The sequence below is a fragment of the Streptomyces canarius genome (assembly GCF_014650735.1).
Lineage (GTDB): Bacteria > Actinomycetota > Actinomycetes > Streptomycetales > Streptomycetaceae > Streptomyces > Streptomyces olivaceoviridis.
This window is the reverse complement of record NZ_BMVN01000057.1, coordinates 1-17,243: the sequence shown is the minus strand read 5'-3', so window position 1 is coordinate 17,243 and position 17,243 is coordinate 1. Positions and strand designations below refer to the sequence as shown.

17 protein-coding genes are annotated in these 17,243 nt (G+C 71.9%); 3 read left to right on the top strand and 14 right to left on the bottom strand.

Annotated elements, in window-relative coordinates:
* Positions 1–49: 49 nt before the first annotated feature.
* The 5 genes from IE294_RS40415 to IE294_RS40395 form a co-directional block, all read right to left on the bottom strand.
* A complete protein-coding gene (locus IE294_RS40415; protein ID WP_189894376.1) occupies positions 50–1,759 on the bottom strand; it encodes a bifunctional uroporphyrinogen-III C-methyltransferase/uroporphyrinogen-III synthase in 1,710 nt (569 codons plus the stop codon).
* Entirely contained in the window at positions 1,756–2,727 is a 972-nt protein-coding gene (hemC, locus tag IE294_RS40410) for a hydroxymethylbilane synthase (RefSeq protein ID WP_189894375.1), read from the bottom strand. The genes IE294_RS40415 and hemC overlap by 4 nt, the downstream gene beginning before the upstream one ends.
* Positions 2,724–4,418 (bottom strand): glutamyl-tRNA reductase, encoded by a 1,695-nt coding sequence (locus tag IE294_RS40405; protein ID WP_189894374.1) that lies wholly within the window; start codon positions 4,416–4,418, stop codon positions 2,724–2,726. The genes hemC and IE294_RS40405 overlap by 4 nt, the downstream gene beginning before the upstream one ends.
* Positions 4,415–5,191, bottom strand: coding sequence for a redox-sensing transcriptional repressor Rex (locus tag IE294_RS40400; protein WP_189894373.1), 777 nt, complete (start codon positions 5,189–5,191; stop codon positions 4,415–4,417). Before IE294_RS40400 ends, IE294_RS40405 begins: the two co-directional genes overlap by 4 nt.
* Before the next feature lie 280 nt (positions 5,192–5,471).
* Positions 5,472–5,753 carry a glutaredoxin family protein gene (locus IE294_RS40395; RefSeq protein WP_189894372.1) on the bottom strand — a complete coding sequence of 94 codons (282 nt, stop codon included), beginning with the start codon at positions 5,751–5,753 and terminating at the stop codon, positions 5,472–5,474.
* A 117-nt stretch (positions 5,754–5,870) separates the two neighbouring features.
* Here IE294_RS40395 and IE294_RS40390 point away from each other — a divergent pair, with 117 nt between their 5' ends.
* The 3 genes from IE294_RS40390 to IE294_RS40380 all read left to right on the top strand — a co-directional run bounded on the left by IE294_RS40390 (position 5,871) and on the right by IE294_RS40380 (position 9,325).
* Positions 5,871–6,791, top strand: a complete 921-nt coding sequence (locus IE294_RS40390) for an HAD family hydrolase (RefSeq protein WP_078611795.1) — start codon at positions 5,871–5,873, stop codon at positions 6,789–6,791.
* Between the two features lie 286 nt (positions 6,792–7,077).
* The gene (locus IE294_RS40385; protein ID WP_189894371.1) at positions 7,078–7,857 is read left to right on the top strand and encodes an ECF subfamily RNA polymerase sigma factor, BldN family; all 780 of its coding nucleotides are present in this window, start codon (positions 7,078–7,080) and stop codon (positions 7,855–7,857) included.
* A gap of 235 nt (positions 7,858–8,092) precedes the next feature.
* On the top strand, positions 8,093–9,325 hold the full coding sequence (locus tag IE294_RS40380) for a DUF5667 domain-containing protein (RefSeq protein ID WP_189894370.1): 1,233 nt from the start codon (positions 8,093–8,095) through the stop codon (positions 9,323–9,325).
* 71 nt (positions 9,326–9,396) lie between these two features.
* Here the strand turns inward: IE294_RS40380 and IE294_RS40375 are convergent, their stop codons facing one another.
* The 9 genes from IE294_RS40375 to IE294_RS40335 all read right to left on the bottom strand — a co-directional run bounded on the left by IE294_RS40375 (position 9,397) and on the right by IE294_RS40335 (position 17,124).
* Positions 9,397–10,461, bottom strand: a complete 1,065-nt coding sequence (locus IE294_RS40375) for a lysophospholipid acyltransferase family protein (RefSeq protein ID WP_189894369.1) — start codon at positions 10,459–10,461, stop codon at positions 9,397–9,399.
* A 14-nt stretch (positions 10,462–10,475) separates the two neighbouring features.
* On the bottom strand, positions 10,476–11,537 hold the full coding sequence (locus tag IE294_RS40370) for an NAD-dependent epimerase/dehydratase family protein (RefSeq protein ID WP_189894368.1): 1,062 nt from the start codon (positions 11,535–11,537) through the stop codon (positions 10,476–10,478).
* 187 nt (positions 11,538–11,724) lie between these two features.
* Positions 11,725–11,823, bottom strand: coding sequence for a 30S ribosomal protein bS22 (locus IE294_RS40365; RefSeq protein ID WP_003948845.1), 99 nt, complete (start codon positions 11,821–11,823; stop codon positions 11,725–11,727).
* Between the two features lie 135 nt (positions 11,824–11,958).
* Complete coding sequence (locus tag IE294_RS40360) at positions 11,959–12,171, bottom strand: helix-turn-helix domain-containing protein (RefSeq protein ID WP_121791081.1); 213 nt, start codon at positions 12,169–12,171, stop codon at positions 11,959–11,961.
* A 129-nt stretch (positions 12,172–12,300) separates the two neighbouring features.
* The gene (locus IE294_RS40355) at positions 12,301–13,116 is read right to left on the bottom strand and encodes a phosphatase (protein ID WP_189894367.1); all 816 of its coding nucleotides are present in this window, start codon (positions 13,114–13,116) and stop codon (positions 12,301–12,303) included.
* Between the two features lie 102 nt (positions 13,117–13,218).
* Positions 13,219–14,391, bottom strand: coding sequence for an acetoin utilization protein AcuC (locus IE294_RS40350; protein WP_189894366.1), 1,173 nt, complete (start codon positions 14,389–14,391; stop codon positions 13,219–13,221).
* Entirely contained in the window at positions 14,342–15,559 is a 1,218-nt protein-coding gene (locus IE294_RS40345) for an MFS transporter (RefSeq protein ID WP_189894365.1), read from the bottom strand. Before IE294_RS40345 ends, IE294_RS40350 begins: the two co-directional genes overlap by 50 nt.
* A 114-nt stretch (positions 15,560–15,673) precedes the next feature.
* On the bottom strand, positions 15,674–16,387 hold the full coding sequence (locus tag IE294_RS40340) for a VC0807 family protein (protein WP_189894364.1): 714 nt from the start codon (positions 16,385–16,387) through the stop codon (positions 15,674–15,676).
* A 92-nt stretch (positions 16,388–16,479) separates the two neighbouring features.
* Entirely contained in the window at positions 16,480–17,124 is a 645-nt protein-coding gene (locus tag IE294_RS40335) for an HAD family hydrolase (protein WP_189894363.1), read from the bottom strand.
* Positions 17,125–17,243 lie beyond the last annotated feature (119 nt).

The window sequence follows — 17,243 nt, the reverse complement described above, 5'->3', positions numbered from 1 at the left end:
GGTGCTCCGGTTCCCGGAACACCCCTACGGGCGGCGACTTGCTCGCCGATCAGGTCGTAGACCTCCGCCTGCGCGCCCCCGGCCTCCGCTCGCTCGGGCGGGTCACCGGGTCACCGGCCTCCAGCGCGGCGGCGCGCCGCTTCATGCCGAAGTCCGCCAGCGCCTCCGCCAGCTTGTGCACGGACGGCTCCGGGGCCATGACGTCGACCCGCAGCCCGTGCTCCTCGGCGGTCTTGGCCGTCGCCGGGCCGATGCACGCGATCACCGTCACGTTGTGCGGCTTGCCCGCGATGCCCACCAGGTTCCGGACCGTGGACGAGGACGTGAACAGGACCGCGTCGAAGCCGCCGCCCTTGATCGCCTCCCGGGTCTCCGCCGGCGGCGGCGACGCGCGCACGGTCCGGTAGGCCGTGACGTCGTCGACCTCCCAGCCCAGCTCGATCAGACCGGCGACCAGGGTCTCGGTCGCGATGTCGGCCCGGGGCAGGAAGACACGGTCGATCGGGTCGAACACCGGGTCGTAGGGGGGCCAGTCCTCCAGGAGGCCGGCCGCCGACTGCTCGCCGCTCGGCACCAGGTCCGGCTTCACGCCGAAGGCGACCAGCGCCCTGGCGGTCTGCTCGCCCACCGCGGCCACCTTGATGCCCGCGAAGGCACGCGCGTCGAGGCCGTACTCCTCGAACTTCTCCCGGACCGCCTTCACCGCGTTGACGGAGGTGAACGCGATCCACTCGTAGCGGCCCGTCACCAGGCCCTTGACCGCCCGCTCCATCTGCTGCGGGGTACGCGGGGGCTCCACCGCGATCGTCGGGACCTCGTGCGGCACCGCGCCGTAGGACCGCAGCTGGTCGGAGAGCGACGCCGCCTGCTCCTTCGTGCGCGGCACGAGCACCTTCCAGCCGAACAGCGGCTTGGACTCGAACCACGACAGCTCGTCGCGCCGGGCGACGGCGGAACGCTCGCCGACCACGGCTATCACCGGCCGGCCGCCGTCCGGCGACGGCAGCACCTTCGCCTGCTTCAGCGTCTGCGCGATCGTGCCGAGCGTCGCCGTCCAGGTCCGCTGCCGGGTCGTCGTACCGGCGACCGTCACCGTCAGCGGGGTGTCCGGCTTGCGGCCCGCCGAGACCAGCTCGCCCGCCGCGGCGGCGACCGAGTCCAGGGTCGTCGAGACGACCACCGTGCCGTCCGACGCGCCCACCTCCGTCCAGCACCGTTCGGAGGCGGTCCGGGCGTCCACGAACCGGACGTCCGCGCCCTGCGCGTCCCGCAGCGGCACACCGGCGTACGCGGGCACGCCGACCGCCGCCGCGACACCGGGGACGACCTCGAAGGGCACCCCGGCGGCGGCGCAGGCGAGCATCTCCTCCGCCGCGTACGTATCCAGTCCCGGGTCCCCGGGCACCGCACGGACGACCCGCCTGCCGCCCCGCGCGGCCTCCATGACAAGATGAGCGGCATCCCGGGCAGCGGCCGGGACGGCGACGGGTGTTGACGTGCCGTCAACGACCGTCAGCTGGGGCGTGCCCGTGCCCGGCGGGGGCACCGCGGCAAAGTCCGCGTCCGTCTGCACGACGGAGACGCCCTGCCGCGCGTGCGTCCGGATGACGTCGAGCACCTCGTGCTCGGCGACCAGGACGTCCGCGTTCGACAGCGCCTCCACGGCGCGCAGAGTCAGCAGTCCCGGATCCCCGGGTCCGGCACCGAGGAAGGTGACGTGCCCGTGTTCCGGACCGGCGGGAAGGGTGGTGGGGCTCAATGTGCTCGCTCCCCCATCAGACCGGCCGCGCCCTGGGCGAGCATCTCGGTGGCGAGTTCGCGACCGAGTGCCGTCGCCCGGTCGTGCGTCTGGGGCACGGGACCGGTGGTGGACAGCTGCACCGTGCGGGTGCCGTCGGTCGTACCGACGACGCCGCGCAGGCGCATTTCCTTGACAGTCTGCCCGTCGGCCAGAAGGTCGGCCAGCGCGCCCACAGGTGCGCTGCAACCGGCCTCCAGGGCGGCGAGCAGTGACCGCTCGGCGGTGACGGCGGCCCGGGTGAACGGGTCGTCGAGCTCGCCGAGCGCGGCGACGAGTGCGGCGTCTCGGGCGGTGTTCCCCGCCCTGCACTCGATCGCCAGGGCCCCCTGGCCGGGGGCGGGCAAAACGGTGTCGACCGACAGGAAGTCGGTCACTTCGTCGATCCGGCCGATCCGGTTCAGTCCGGCGGCGGCCAGCACGACCGCGTCCAGCTCGCCGGCGTGGACGTATCCGATCCGCGTGTCGACGTTGCCGCGGATCGGGACGGTCTCGATGTCCAGGCCGTGGGTCCGGGCGTACGCGTTCAGCTGCGCCATGCGGCGCGGCGAACCGGTGCCGATGCGCGCGCCCCGCGGCAGGTCCGTGAACTTCAGCGCGTCACGCGCGACGATCACGTCCCGCGGGTCCTCGCGCACCGGTACGGCGGCCAGGACCAGCTCCTCGGGCTGCGTGGTCGGCAGGTCCTTGAGCGAGTGGACCGCGAAGTCGACCTCGCCCCTCAGCAGCGCGTCGCGCAGCGCCGTGACGAACACGCCGGTGCCGCCGATCTGCGCGAGCGCCTCGCGGGAGACATCGCCGTAGGTGGTGATCTCGACCAGCTCGACGGCCCGCCCGGTCACCTGGCGGACGGCCTGCGCCACCTGCCCGGACTGGGCCATGGCGAGTTTGCTCCGCCTGGTCCCCAGCCGCAACGCCTTCTCAGTCATGCCGGTCGGTCCTTCGTGTCTGTGCTGTCCCCGGCCCGGGAGACGGCGGCCACCGTCTCGGGATCGAGGTCGAACAGGGTGCGCAGCGCGTCGGCGTACCCGGCGCCGCCGGGCTCGGCCGCGAGCTGCTTGACCCGTACGGTCGGCGCGTGCAGCAGCTTGTCGACGACCCGGTGCACGGCCTGGCGGATCTCGCCGCGCTGGCGTTCGTCCAGGTCGGGCAGACGGCCGTCGAGGCGGGCGATCTCACCGGCGACGACGTCGGCGGCCATGGTGCGCAGCGCGACGACGGTGGGCGTGATGTGCGCCGCCCGCTGTGCCGCGCCGAAGGCCGCGACCTCGTCGGAGACGATACGCCGGACCTGGTCCACGTCGGCCGCCATCGGCGCGTCGGCGGACGCTTCCGCCAGCGACTCGATGTCGACCAGGCGGACCCCGGCCAGCCGGTGCGCGGCCGCGTCGATGTCACGGGGCATGGCCAGGTCGAGCAGGAAGAACAAGGGCGCGGGCCGCTCGGCGACCGGCTCGGGCCTGCGCCGCTCGGGGATCCGGCCGACGGTGGCGGCGGTCGCGGCGAGCGCGGTGATCAGCTCGGCGTCCGCCTCGGGCGTCCGGCGCTCCCGGCGGTCGATGGTGCCTCCCGCGACCCAGGCCGCGTGTTGCTCCAGGGTGGCCGCGTCCATGCCGGCCACGGCGGCCTCGCCCATCACGGAGAAGCCGGGCTGTACGGCGGCCAGGTCCAGCGGGCAGTTCTCGTCGGAGCCGGTGCCGGCCGACCGCGCGGGGGCCTCGGGCCGCACGGCCTCCGGCTGCGCGGCCGTGGCACCGGTGTCGGCGACGGGGGCGCCGGTACGTCCCTCGACCGCGTGCGCGACCGCCTCCGCCGTGAGCACCAGGCCCGTCGCCCCGGTACAGGAGACGACGACGTCGGCACGTGTCAGCTCGGCGGCCACCGCGTCCATGCGCACCGCGCGGGCGGTCACCTCGTTCTCGTCGGACCCGGTGAGGATCTCGGCGAGCCGCTCGGCACGCTCGAAGGTGCGGTTGGCGACGACGACCTCGGCGACCCCGGCGCGCGCGAGCGTCGCGGCGGCCAGGGACGACATCGACCCGGCGCCGATGATCAGCGCCTTCTTGCCCGCGGCCCACTCGGGGACGGGCGTCCCGACGGCCAGCTGCTCCAGGCCGAAGGTGACCAGGGACTGGCCGGCGCGGTCGATGCCGGTCTCGGAGTGGGCGCGCTTGCCGACCCGCAGGGCCTGCTGGAACAGGTCGTTCAGCAGCTTGCCGGCGGTGTGCAGCTCCTGGGCGCGGGCCAGCGAGTCCTTGATCTGGCCGAGGATCTGCCCCTCGCCGACGACCATCGAGTCGAGCCCGCAGGCCACCGAGAACAGGTGGTGGACGGCCCGGTCCTCGTAGTGCACGTAGAGGTACGGGGTGAGTTCCTCCAGGCCGACCCCGCTGTGCTGGGCGAGCAGCGTGGACAGCTCGGCGACACCGGCGTGGAACTTGTCCACGTCGGCGTACAGCTCGATGCGGTTGCAGGTGGCGAGCACCGCGGCCTCGCCGGCGGGCTCGGCGGCGACCGTGTCCTGGAGCAGCTTGGCCTGGGCGTCCGCGCTCAGCGCGGCCCGCTCCAGCACGCTGACCGGGGCACTGCGGTGGCTCAGTCCGACGACGAGGAGGCTCATGCCGGCATCACGGCGGGGACGTCCCCGTCGGGCCCCTGGTCGGCGGAGTCGTCGGCGGTCACGCCCCGGGAAGCGGCGGTGGGCAGCACGCCGTCGCCCGCGGGGGTCTCCTCACCGGCCTTGCGCTGCTCGTGGAAGGCGAGGATCTGGAGTTCGATCGAGAGGTCGACCTTGCGCACGTCGACGCCGTCCGGGACGGACAGCACGGTCGGCGCGAAGTTCAGGATGGAGGTCACGCCGGCGGCCACGAGCCGGTCGCAGACCTGCTGGGCGGCGCCGGCCGGGGTGGCGATCACACCGATGGACACGCCGTTGTCCTCGATGATCTTCTCAAGGTCGTCGGTGTGCTGCACGGGGATGCCCGCGACCGGCTTGCCGGCCATCGCCGGGTCGGCGTCGATCAGGGCGGCGACCCGGAAGCCGCGGGAGGCGAAACCGCCGTAGTTGGCGAGGGCGGCGCCGAGGTTGCCGATACCGACGATCACGACCGGCCAGTCCTGGGTGAGGCCGAGTTCGCGGGAGATCTGGTAGACGAGATACTCCACGTCGTAGCCGACACCGCGCGTTCCGTACGAGCCCAGGTACGAGAAGTCCTTGCGCAGCTTGGCGGAGTTGACCCCCGCCGCCGCGGCCAGCTCCTCGGAGGAGACCGTGGGGACCGAGCGCTCCGACAGTGCGGTCAGGGCTCGGAGGTACAGCGGAAGCCGGGCGACGGTGGCCTCGGGAATCCCTCGGCTACGGGTCGCCGGTCGGTGTGTTCGGCCAGTTGCCACGGTGCTCCTGCGGGTAGAGCGGGGCTGTAGGCGGTCATACGTCCCCAGACCGCCCCGTCGACAGCAGGCTATGTCTTTGTGAACGCGTGCACAAAGATGGTGTCCGATTTGCCCGGCAGAAGTGACCGGGGTCACGCAACTTTTGCGCCCTGGCCGGGAACCGGCGCATACGCACCGGTGCTCCTTCGTTACTGGGGGCAAAACCGCACACACTCCTCACGAATCCCGCCCCCGAGACCAAACCGCCGTCGATCCTAAGCGACTTTCGGGCCGGTTTGGACTAGTCGGTCAGTGCCCGGCGCAGACGCTCCTCGTTCACGCGCCAGAAGGTGTGCTGTTCACCGTCGACCAGGACGACCGGGATCTGCTCCCAGTAGCGGTCGTGCAGCTCGCGGTCCTCGGTGATGTCCTTCGGCTCCCACGGCACGCCGAGGTCGCCGCACACCTTCTCGACCACCACCTGCGCGTCGTCGCACAGGTGGCAGCCCGGCTTGCGGATGAGGGTGACCAGCCGCGCGCGCGGCTCGGCCTTGCGTCGGAAGAGGGGGCTCATAGCGGCCATTCTCGCGCGCTCGGCGCCCGTTCCGGATCGCTGCCTTGACGACCCGGTCGCGCAGAGTTCACCACCTCCCAACCTCCGGTCGCCGGAACCACCGGGCGGACTGGCTATGCTCACGACATGGCCGCTCTCGGATGGCTCACTCCCCGTAGGCGCTCCGCCACGGCGCGGAGCGTGTTGGCAGGCGAGGCCTCGGCGGAGGCCGCCCGCAAGTCCTCGCAGGAAGCCCCGCGCGCCACGCCGGAGGAACCTCAGTTCCCGGTGATCGGCGACGACCGGGCCGCCGCCTTCTTCGACCTCGACAACACGGTGATGCAGGGCGCCGCGCTGTTCCACTTCGGCCGGGGGCTGTACAAGCGGAAGTTCTTCGAGACCCGCGACCTGGCCAGGTTCGCCTGGCAGCAGGCCTGGTTCCGGCTGGCCGGCGTCGAGGACCCCGAGCACATGCAGGACGCCCGCGACTCGGCGCTGTCGATCGTCAAGGGCCACCGGGTCGCCGAACTGGAGTCGATCGGCGAGGAGATCTACGACGAGTACATGGCCGACCGCATCTGGCCCGGCACCCGTGCCCTCGCCCAGGCCCACCTGGACGCCGGCCAGAAGGTGTGGCTGGTGACCGCGGCCCCGGTGGAGATCGCCCAGGTGATCGCCCGCCGCCTCGGCCTCACGGGCGCCCTCGGCACGGTGGCCGAGTCGGTCGACGGCGTCTACACCGGCAAGCTGGTCGGCGAGCCGCTGCACGGACCGGCCAAGGCCGAGGCGGTCCGCGCGCTCGCCGCCGCGGAGGGACTGGACCTGTCCCGCTGCGCGGCCTACAGCGACAGCCACAACGACATCCCGATGCTGTCCCTGGTCGGCCACCCCTACGCCATCAACCCGGACGCCAAGCTGCGCAGGCACGCCCGCGAGAAGGACTGGCGCCTGCGCGACTACCGCACCGGCCGCAAGGCGGCGAAGGTCGGCATCCCGGCGGCGGCCGGGGTCGGCGCGGTGGCCGGTGGCACGGCGGCGGCGATCGCCCTGAGCCGACGGCGCCGATAACCGCCACGGCGGGTCCCGCGCGCACGAATTATGCCGCGGCCATTTCAACACGCGCCGCTCCTCACCGAAACCGGCCTCTTTTCGGTCAACAAGCGATCATCTTGCGAAACTTGACCCACCATCAAACGGTTACGGATGCGACGCAATCGATGATTTGAGCAACTCGGTGTAGCAGGCCCTGCACGAAGCGTTATTCTCCTCAGACGCAAACCGGTACCCCTCCGTCGCTACGACGGGTGAAAGGTCCCGCACTGCACGTGATGGAAGCTCTGCCTCTGGGAGTCCCGTGTACCCACACGTCGGGGTTGACGCCTCGGGCCTGGCTACGCTGCGCGCAACAGTCGCAACGGTCAAAGAGTCGCTGCGCGGCTTCGTCCCCGCCGCGTACGCCGTCCCCGCCTTCGCCGCCGCCGCGCCCGTCGGCCCGTGCTACGCACTGGCCGACGGCAGCGCCGCCGTCGGCAGACGGGGGCGGGCCACCGGTGCGGCCACCGCCCGCCGCCCGGCCGCCGACAGCGACAGCGCCCGGATGATGGACCTGGTCGAACGCGCCCAGGCGGGGGAGGCCGAGGCCTTCGGGCGGCTCTACGACCAGTACAGCGACACCGTCTACCGCTACATCTACTACCGTGTCGGCGGCCGGGCGACCGCCGAGGACCTCACCAGTGAGACCTTTCTGCGGGCACTGCGCAGGATCGGCACCTTCACCTGGCAGGGCCGCGACTTCGGCGCCTGGCTGGTCACCATCGCCCGGAACCTGGTCGCCGACCACTTCAAGTCCAGCCGCTTCCGGCTGGAGGTCACCACCGGCGAGATGCTCGACGCCAACGAGGTCGAGCGCTCCCCGGAGGACTCCGTCCTGGAGTCCCTGTCCAACGCCGCCCTGCTCGACGCCGTGCGGCGGCTCAACCCCCAGCAGCAGGAGTGCGTGACGCTCCGCTTCCTCCAGGGCCTCTCGGTCGCCGAGACCGCCCGGGTCATGGGCAAAAACGAGGGCGCCATCAAGACTCTCCAGTACCGCGCCGTACGCACCCTCGCCCGGCTGCTGCCGGACGACGCCCGCTGAACCACGTGACCCAGGGCGACGGCCAACTCACCTACGGTGAAGGTCCGTTGCCTTTCCGATCCGGTCATCCGCCGTCCGTAACCCAAGTGCCGCGCCAGTCGTTGTGCGGGATACAGGCTCCCTGTGGTCACGTCCTGGCCGACCCCGATCGCTCGATCGCGTGGAAGTGCCGTGGGCGTGCAACCCTCAGGACCCCCTGGGGAGTCGACCGTCATGACGAGAGGAGGTGCCGCCAGTGATCGCGAACGTATCGGCGCACCGGCGGGCGAACGCCTTCGCCCAGGCCCTGGAGGAGCAGTCCGACCGGGACACGGCGGCCGAGCAGTCCGTTGGCCAGGCGGGCGCACCGCCGACCACCGAGGAACGGACCGAGCAGGGCGAGTTGCTGGCCCTGGCGGCGGGCCTCGGCGCGCTGCCCAGACCGCAGCTCGACCCCGAGGTCAAGGTCGTCCAGCGGGCCCAGTTGGTGGCCGCGATGGAGGCCATGCTCCAGGAGGGAACCGGGGCGGCGGACGCGTCGGTACCGCAGCAGCGGTCCCACCGGGCCAAGGGCGCGCACCGGGCGAGCCCGCTGGGCAAGCTCCGCCCGCGCACGAGACTGACCAAGGGCCTGGCGGCCGGCGGGCTCAGCGTGGGCGTGGCCGCCGGGGCCTTCGGCGGGGTCGCCGCCGCCAGTTCCGACGCCCTGCCCGGCGACTCGCTGTACGGACTGAAACGCGGCATCGAGGACTTCAAGCTCAACTACCTGACCGACGGCGACGACCAGCGCGGCCAGACCTACCTCGACCAGGCCTCCACCCGCCTCAGCGAGGCCCGACGGCTGCTGGAGCGCGGCCGGGGCGGCCGGCTGGACCACGAGTCCATCGGCGAGATCCGCCGCACCCTGTCCGGGATGCAGCGCGACGTCACCGAGGGCCACCGCCTGCTCCACGCGGCCTACCAGGCCGACCCGGACTCGCTCGGCCCCATCCAGGCGCTGTCCACGTTCTCCCGGTCCCACCGCCAGGCCTGGAGCGCGCTCAGCGACAAGCTGCCCACGCAACTGGGCGATGTGAAACAGCAGGTGTCCTCGGTCTTCGACGCCATAGACGAAGAGGTCGCCCCGCTCCAGTCCCTGCTGCCGCAGCCACCCGCCCGGCCGGGCGACGGCAGACACCCGGGCGGCTCCGGCCCGGCGTCCCCCGGCTCCTCCGGCAGCCACCGGTCCACCACGCCCAGCGCCGGGAACACCCCGTCCGCCGGCAAGCACACCGGTACCGGCACGCCGAGCGGCCCGGCCACCGGCAGCAACGGCGACGGGCTCCTCGGCGGCGACACGGGCGGTCTGCTCGACCCGCCGAAGACCGGGTCCGACACCACGTCCCCGTCCGCCGGCAAGCCCCCCACGGGCCAGCCGGACGTCACGATCCCCCCGCTCATCCCCGACCTGCTCCCGGGCCTGGGCATCGACGGGGAGAACGCGGACTGACGCGACACGGCCACGGCATCGAGGGCGCCCTTCTCCGAGCAGGGGCGCCCTCGACGCCGTTCACCGGCGTCTCAGAAGAACACCGAGCGCCGCTGCACCAACAGCTTGTACAGCGTGTGCTGGATCTGCTCCCGCACCTGATCGGTCAGGTTGAACATCAGCATCGGATCCTCCGCCGCCTCCGGCGGATACCCGTCCGTCGGAATCGGCTCACCGAACTGGATCGTCCACTTCGTGGGCAGCGGAATCGCACCCAGCGGCCCGAGCCAGGGAAACGTCGGCGTCAACGGGAAGTACGGGAACCCCAGCACCCGCGCCAGCGTCTTGGCGTTGCCGATCATCGGGTAGATCTCCTCCGCCCCGACGATCGAGCACGGGACGATCGGCACACCCTGCCGCAGGGCCGTGGAGACGAAGCCGCCCCGGCCGAACCGCTGGAGCTTGTACCGCTCGCTGAACGGCTTCCCGATCCCCTTGAAGCCCTCCGGCATCACCCCGACCAGCTCGCCCTGCCCCAGCAGCCGTTCCGCGTCCTCCGCGCAGGCGAGGGTGTGCCCCAGCTTGCGGGCCAGCTCGTTGACCACCGGCAGCACGAAGACCAGGTCGGCGGCGAGCAGGCGGAGATGGCGGCCGGCCGGGTGGTGGTCGTGCACCGCCACCTGCATCATCAGCCCGTCCAGCGGCAGCGTCCCGGAGTGGTTGGCGACGATCAGCGCCCCGCCCTCGGCCGGGATGTTCTCGATGCCCTTCACCTCGACCCGGAAGTACTTCTCGTACACCGGCCGCAGCAGCGACATCAGGACCTGGTCGGTCAGCTCCTCGTCGTAGCCGAAGTCGTCGACCTCGTAGTCCCCGGTGAGCCGGCGCCGCAGGAAGGCCAGCCCGGCCGCCACCCGCCGCTCCAGGCCGCCGCCCCGCCCGTCGTCCTCCACGGCCTCCACCGGCTCCTCCTCGCGGCTCACAGGAGCATCCTCCCGTGCCCGCTCCCGCCCCGGCAGCGGCTGGACCGCGCCCATCTCCCCCGGCTCCCCGAGCGCAGCGCGCCGGCTCCCCCCGCTCCGCCGCCGCGGCTGGCGCTGTGCGGCGCTTCCGCGGGACCGGTCGTCGTCGAACGGAATGACCTTGGCGTCCGCCATCGTTGCCGCTCTCCTCAGTTGGCGCTGTGCGTCTGGGGGTGGCCGTCCGCCCTCGCGGTCAGCGCGGCGATCCGGTCGACGGCCGCCGCCAGGCTCTCCGGCGGCAGCAGCCCGGCGCCCTGGCCGCGCGCGAAGTCCGCGAAGGTCCCGGCCGTCGTGTAGCGGGGCGTGAAGCCCAGCGTCTCGCGCATCTCGACGGTGTCCACCACCCGCCCGTGGGTGAGCAGCCGGATCTGCTCCGGCGAGAAGTCCGTCATACCGAGCGTACGCACCAGGGAGCCGGCCCAGGTGACCGCGGGCAGCAGCAGCGGCACGGTGGGCCGCCCGAGCCGCCGCGAGCACTGCGAGAGCAGCAGCACGCCGTCCCCGGCGATGTTGAAGGTGCCGCTGTTCAGGGTGCCCCGGCGCGGCTCGTGCGAGGCGATCCGCAGCACCTCGATGACGTCGTCCTCGTGCACGAACTGAAGCCGCGGGTCGTAGCCGAACACGGTCGGCAGGACGGGCAGCGCGAAGTACGAGGCGAGCGGGGTGTCCGCGGCCGGCCCGAGGATGTTGGCGAACCGCAGCACGCACACGGCGACGTCCGGCCGCCGCCGGGCGAACCCGCGCACATACCCCTCCACCTCGACGGCGTCCTTCGCGAAGCCGCCGCTGGGCAGCGACTTGGGCGGGGTCGTCTCGGTGAACACGGCCGGATCGCGCGGTGCGGAGCCGTAGACGTTCGTACTGGACTTCACCACCAGCCGCCGCACGGTCGGCGACTTCTGGCAGGCGCCGAGCAGCTGCATGGTGCCGATGACGTTGGTCTCCTTGACCGTGGCCCGGCTGCCGCCGCCCAGGGCCGTGCCCGTGACGTCCAGGTGGACGACGGTGTCCGCGCCGGTCTCGGCGAGCACCCGGGCGATGGTCGGCTGCCGGATGTCGGCCTGGATGAAGTCGGCGCCGCCCAGGTGGTGCGCCGGCGGCACCGCGTCCACGGCGATCACACGCTCGACCTCCGGGTCCCGCTGGATCCGCCGCACGAACCGGCCGCCGAGCTGCCGGGCGACTCCGGTGACGAGCACGATCCGTCCCAAGACCAGCGCCTTCCTTCCCGCGTAACCGGTATCCCGCGTTCCCCGTGTGCGGCCAACCTAGCCGGTCGATGTTGCGCTGTGATGACCCCAGGTGCCCCCGGCGACGGAAATTCCCCCATCGGTATATGCCTGTGGCCCCCCACCACTGCTGGTGGGGGGCCACAGGGCCACGCTCTCGCGGCGCCGCTTACTTCTTGTTGCGGCGCTGAACGCGCGTGCGCTTGAGCAGCTTGCGGTGCTTCTTCTTGGCCATCCGCTTGCGCCGCTTCTTGATAACAGAGCCCACGACTACCCTCGCTCACTTCTCATCACTCGGTTGTTTGGGCGCCATGGGCCCACACGACCTACGAGGGGCTAGCCTACCCAACCGAGCGCCGAGGTCGTAATCGAGGGGGTTCCCCCGGGTCACCGGGGGTCGTCGTCAGGCCGTCTCCACCCCCACATAGCTGTCGCGGAGGTACTCGTGTACCGCTTGTTCCGGGACGCGGAACGACCGTCCCACCCGGATCGCGGGCAGATGACCGCTGTGCACCAGGCGGTACACGGTCATCTTCGACACTCGCATCACCGAGGCGACCTCCGCCACGGTAAGGAACTGAACCTCGTTCAGAGGCCTCTCGCCAGCTGCAGCCATGACACACCTGAACCTTCCGCACTCGACGGCCACCGGCTTCCCCTTCCGGTGACTCTTCGTCGTTGCGTGCTCACTCCCCAGACTAGGGGCGGGTGATGCGAGTGGGGAAGAGGTGCACCCATCGGCGGCCTACCGTGACAGACACGCTCGATCGAGTACGTAGCGGATCAACGGCCGGTAGTGAGCAGACCGCACTGCGTCATCAACCGGAACGGCGACGGACACCCGTCCCTCGGCCTCCCCCACGAACAGCGCGGGATCATCCGTGTCGGCCAGACCGATGGCCTCAAACCCGAGCTGACCAGCACCGCAGACCCACCCGTGGTCCCCCACGACCAGCTCCGGCAGCGGCCCTCCGGCCTCCGCCGCGGCGTCCAGCGCGACCCGAACCGGGAGCGGCGAGTGGCTGTGGGCGCCCGGCTCACGACCCGGGCGCCCGCTCGCCGGTTCCCGCACCAGGGCAACCCCTCGTACGTAGTCGAGGCGATGGGTACGTAGGCCGAACCGGGTCAATATGTCGACACAGCGACCCTGCGCCGGGGTGAGGACCTCACATCCCGCCGCCGACAAAGCGTCCGCGAGACCGGCGTAGAAACCGAGCAGCGGACGCGGGTGCCCGGTGCCCAGCAGCACGGGCGCGCCACGCCGGGCCACCTCCCGGATCCGCCCGGCGAAGACGTCCAGCGCGGCGAGCGTCCGCTCCGGATCGATCACATCCAGTCCGGAAATGTACCGGAGATCGGCCGAAACCCCGCACTTCTCCGCCATCAACCCGAGCAAGTCCCGGACTCCCCACGCCCCTTCGGGATCGATCCCGATCAGCACGCGTGGATCCCGGGCGGCGAACAGCCGGTAACTCCGCAGGCTGTCCTCCCGCGACGTCGCCACCACCCCGGCCAGCCGGGCGGCCACCAGATGCGCGCGAAGACGGGCGGCGGTCAACACGGATGCGATGGTGGCCCATGGGGGGTGCGGGCGGGACGGGAACGCCGGAAGTCCGCACGGTTGGCCTAACGCCGGCCCGGGAGGGATGGGCGGGCGCGGTCGTCAGGGAAGGAGCCCGCGCAGCGGGAACACGGCCCGCCTGGTCGCCAGCACCGCCTGGTCGACCCGGTCGGCGGGGTCGTACCCCTCCTCCCAGGACGCCCACGCCACCGGCCACAACCCGTCCGTCATCCGCCACGGCCCCGACTGCCGCGTCCGGGCGAACACGTGCTGCCGCCACGCCTCGGGGATCATCGCCTCCGGAGCGACCGGCTTCCCGGCCGCGATGCCCACCAGATGCGTCCACGACCGCGGTACGACGTCCACCACCGCGTACCCGCCCCCGCCCAGCGCGACCCACTTGCCCCCGGCGTACTCGTGCGCCAGGTCGTGACACGCCATCTGCACCGCCCGCTGCGCGTCCAGCGAGACCGCCAGGTGCGCGAGCGGATCCTCGAAGTGCGTGTCGGCCCCGTGCTGGGTGACGAGGACCTGCGGCCGGAACTCCGCGAGCAGCTCCGGCACCACAGCGTGGAAGGCCCGTACCCACCCGGCGTCCCCGGTCCCGGCCGGCAGCGCCACGTTCACCGCGGTCCCCTCCCCCGCGCCCGCCCCGGTCTCCTGCGGCCACCCGGTCTGCGGGAACAACGTACGGGGGTGCTCGTGCAACGAGATCGTCAGCACCCGCGGATCCTCCCAGAACGCGGCCTGCACCCCGTCCCCGTGGTGCACGTCGACGTCCACGTAGGCGACCCGCTCGGCCCCCAGCTCCAGCAGCCGCGCGATGGCGAGCGACGCGTCGTTGTAGACGCAGAACCCCGACGCCCCACCGGGCATGGCGTGGTGCAGCCCGCCCGCGAAGTTCACGGCATGGTCGGCGTCCCCCCGCCACACCGCCTCGGCCGCCCCCACCGACTGCCCGGCGATCAGCGCGGACACCTCGTGCATCCCGGCGAACGCGGGATCGTCGACCGTCCCCAGCCCGTACGAGCCGTCCGCCCCCGCCGGATCGGCCGACGCGGCCTTCACGGCGTCGATGTAGTCCTCCCGGTGGACCAGCCGGAGCGTGGACTCGCCGGCCGGCTTCGCCGCGACGACCGCCACCTCCCGGTCGAGCCCGAAGGCACCGACCAGCCGGCGGGTCAGCTCCAGCCGGACCGGATCCATCGGATGGTTCCGACCGAAGTCATAGCCCGTTACTGCCTCGTCCCACATCAGCTGTGCGCGGCCGCTCATGCCCGCCACCGTATCGGTCCGGTTGAGCGGAGAACGACCTGGCGTACCCCAGTGTCACCAGCACCAACACCATCGGCACGAGCATGGCCCCCCGGTAGCTCCACGCGTCACCGAGCGCGCCCACCAGCGGCGCCCCGACCAGGAACCCCACGTAGTTGAAGATGTTCAGCCGTGCGACCGCCGCGTCCGAGGCCCCGGGGAACAACCGGCCCGCCGCCGCGAACGTCTGCGGCACCAGCACGCACAGCCCCAGCCCCAGCAGGGTGAACCCGAGCATCCCGGCCCACGCGCCGGGCGCCGCGGCCACCACCGCGAACCCGCCGGCCGCGACCACCGCTCCGAGGCGTACGACCGCCACGGCCCCGAACCTCCGTACCCCGAGGTCCCCGAGGGCCCGCCCCACGAGCGTGGTCACCATGTACACGTTGTACGGCACGGTCGCCAGCTGCTCCGAGCTGCCCAGCACGTCCTTCAGATACTTGGCGCTCCAGTTGGAGACGGTCGAGTCCCCGATGTAGGCGAACATCATCACCAGGCACAGCGGCAGCAGCAGCCTGAAGACGACGGTCCCCTGCTCCGCGGTCCGCTCCGGAGCCGGCACGGGCTCCCCGTCGACGTACCACCGGCTCCCCACCAGCGCCGCCGGCAGCAACACGGCCACCACCGGCAGGTACGACACCCACAGCGCGAGGTGCCAGTGCGCCCCCGCCCAGGCCAGCGAGGCCCCCAGGATCGCGCCCAGGCTGTAGACGGCGTGGAAGCCGAACATGATGCTGCGCCCGTACGACCGCTGGAGGCTGACGCCGAGCATGTTCATGGACGCGTCCAGCGCGCCCACCGCCAGGCCGAACACGCCCAGCGCCACGGCCAGTACGGCCACCTGTCCGTGCCCGCCCGTCCCGGCACCGAGCAGCGCCAGCAGCACCACCGGCTGGGACCAGCGCAGCAGCCGGCTGGGCCGTACCCGCTTCACCAGGTGCTCGGTGCCCACGCTGCCGCCCCCGGCGAGGATCGGCACGGCGGCCAGGAAGACCGGCAGCAGCGCGTCGGAGACCCCGTACCGGTCCTGGATGGCCGGGATGCGCGTCACCAACAGGGCGAAGGCGACGCCCTGGGCGAAGAAGCCGAACGCCAGCGAGGCCCTACCGCGCCGCAGCACATCAGTCATGGCGGCGAGAGTAGGGCCCCGGGCTACCGCTGGGTAGATCCGGCCAAAGGTGAATTCGCCTCAGCTTCGGAACGGGCTTCTACTCGCCCGGCCCGGCTCGGCTCGGCTCGGCGATCAGGCGGCCACGGCCACCTCGGGCCGCTCCACCCGGCCGGCCGCCACCTCGGCCGCGACCATCCGCTCCATCGGCCCCGCCGCCAGCCCACCGCTGACCACGAAACCGATCACCATGGCGGTGACCAGGACGACGGAGCCCAGCCACACCATGGTGTCCACGGGGACGGTGTAGGCACCCACGACCCGTACGACGCACTCGGCCAGCAGGACCAGCCCCCACACCACGGAGAACGCCCGCTCCCTGGACCGGAAGGCCATGGACTCGGCCGCCGCCCCGGACACCAGCCGCTGCCAGGCGGCTTCCCTGGCCGCGTCGCCCTTCACCACGAAGGGCTTCATGCCCGCGGTCATCATCGGCCTGCCGAGCCGGACGGACACCAGGATGCCGATGGCCACCGTGCTGCCGACCCCGCTGTCCTTGGCCAGCATCAGCCGCGGGTCACCCGAGACGGAACTCAGCAGCAGCGACACGACGTTCACGACGAGGATCAGACCCGCCAGCGCGTTGGTCCTGCGCTCCCTGACCAGTCCCCCCACGGTCCGCACCGCCGGTACGACACTGCTCCAGGCGAGCGCCGCGAAGGTGCTCGTCCCGAAGGCGTCCTTGAAGAGGTAGTACGAGCCGAGCGGCAGCGCCACATCGATGAGCAGCGGCTTGAAGTTGTCCAGCACGCTCGGCTTCCGGCCCTGGTTCCCCGTGTTCTTCGTCATGCCCTCAGCTTCGTCCCCGGGCCGGGTCCGGCAGTAGGAACGTTCGTCCGGAGCTCCGCATGACATGTGTCAGCCCGCACGGCCGACCGGGGTCACACCAGCAGGTCGGGCAACTGATCCATACGGGAGAAGAGTTGACCGGCACCCGCGAGCTTCGCCGCCGGCGTCATCGCGGTGAACCCGTACACGTCCATCCCTGCCGCCACGGCCGCCCGTACGCCCAGCGGGGAGTCCTCCACGACCACGCACCGCTTGGGGGCCACGCCCATCCGCTCGGCCGCGTGCAGGAACAGATCCGGTGCCGGCTTGCCCCGCCCGACATCCTCCGAGCTGAAGACGCGCCCTTCCGGGAACCACCGGTCGAGCCCGGTCGTCCGATGCCCCACCCGGATCCGCGCATGGCTCCCCGAGGAGGCCACGCAGTACGGCACCCCGTCCGCGGCCAGCTTCTCCAGTACGCCGGCCACCCCGGGCACGGGCCGCAACTCCCGTTCGAACGCGGCGAACACCCGCGCGTGGAAGACCTCGTCGAAATCCACCGGCAGCCGCTGTCCCGTCCGCTCCAGAATCAGGTCGTGGATCCGGTGCATCGCCGACCCCATGTAATCGCGGATGGAGTCCTCGTACGAGGTGGGGTGCCCCAGCTCGGTCAGATAGGCGGCCAGGAGCCGGTTGGACAGGGGCTCACTGTCCACGAGGACACCGTCGTTGTCGAAGATGACGAGGTCATAGCGCATGAGTTCACCCTAAACGCAGAAAACCCCCGCACCGAAGGTGCGGGGGTTTTCTCAACATTTGTTCGGCGGCGTCCTACTCTCCCACAGGGTCCCCCCTGCAGTACCATCGGCGCTGTGAG

Bases quoted from the DNA above. Each gene is read 5' to 3' on its own strand.
- IE294_RS40405 (WP_189894374.1), bottom strand. From the start codon at position 4,418: ATGAGCCTCCTCGTCGTCGGACTGAGCCACCGCAGTGCCCCGGTCAGC.
- IE294_RS40340 (WP_189894364.1), bottom strand. From the start codon at position 16,387: ATGACGAAGAACACGGGGAACCAGGGCCGGAAGCCGAGCGTGCTGGAC.
- IE294_RS40360 (WP_121791081.1), bottom strand. From the start codon at position 12,171: ATGGCTGCAGCTGGCGAGAGGCCTCTGAACGAGGTTCAGTTCCTTACC.
- IE294_RS40390 (WP_078611795.1), top strand. From the start codon at position 5,871: ATGGCCGCTCTCGGATGGCTCACTCCCCGTAGGCGCTCCGCCACGGCG.
- IE294_RS40395 (WP_189894372.1), bottom strand. From the start codon at position 5,753: ATGGCCGCTATGAGCCCCCTCTTCCGACGCAAGGCCGAGCCGCGCGCG.
- IE294_RS40375 (WP_189894369.1), bottom strand. From the start codon at position 10,461: ATGGCGGACGCCAAGGTCATTCCGTTCGACGACGACCGGTCCCGCGGA.
- hemC (WP_189894375.1), bottom strand. From the start codon at position 2,727: ATGACTGAGAAGGCGTTGCGGCTGGGGACCAGGCGGAGCAAACTCGCC.
- IE294_RS40345 (WP_189894365.1), bottom strand. From the start codon at position 15,559: ATGACTGATGTGCTGCGGCGCGGTAGGGCCTCGCTGGCGTTCGGCTTC.
- IE294_RS40350 (WP_189894366.1), bottom strand. From the start codon at position 14,391: ATGAGCGGCCGCGCACAGCTGATGTGGGACGAGGCAGTAACGGGCTAT.
- IE294_RS40335 (WP_189894363.1), bottom strand. From the start codon at position 17,124: ATGCGCTATGACCTCGTCATCTTCGACAACGACGGTGTCCTCGTGGAC.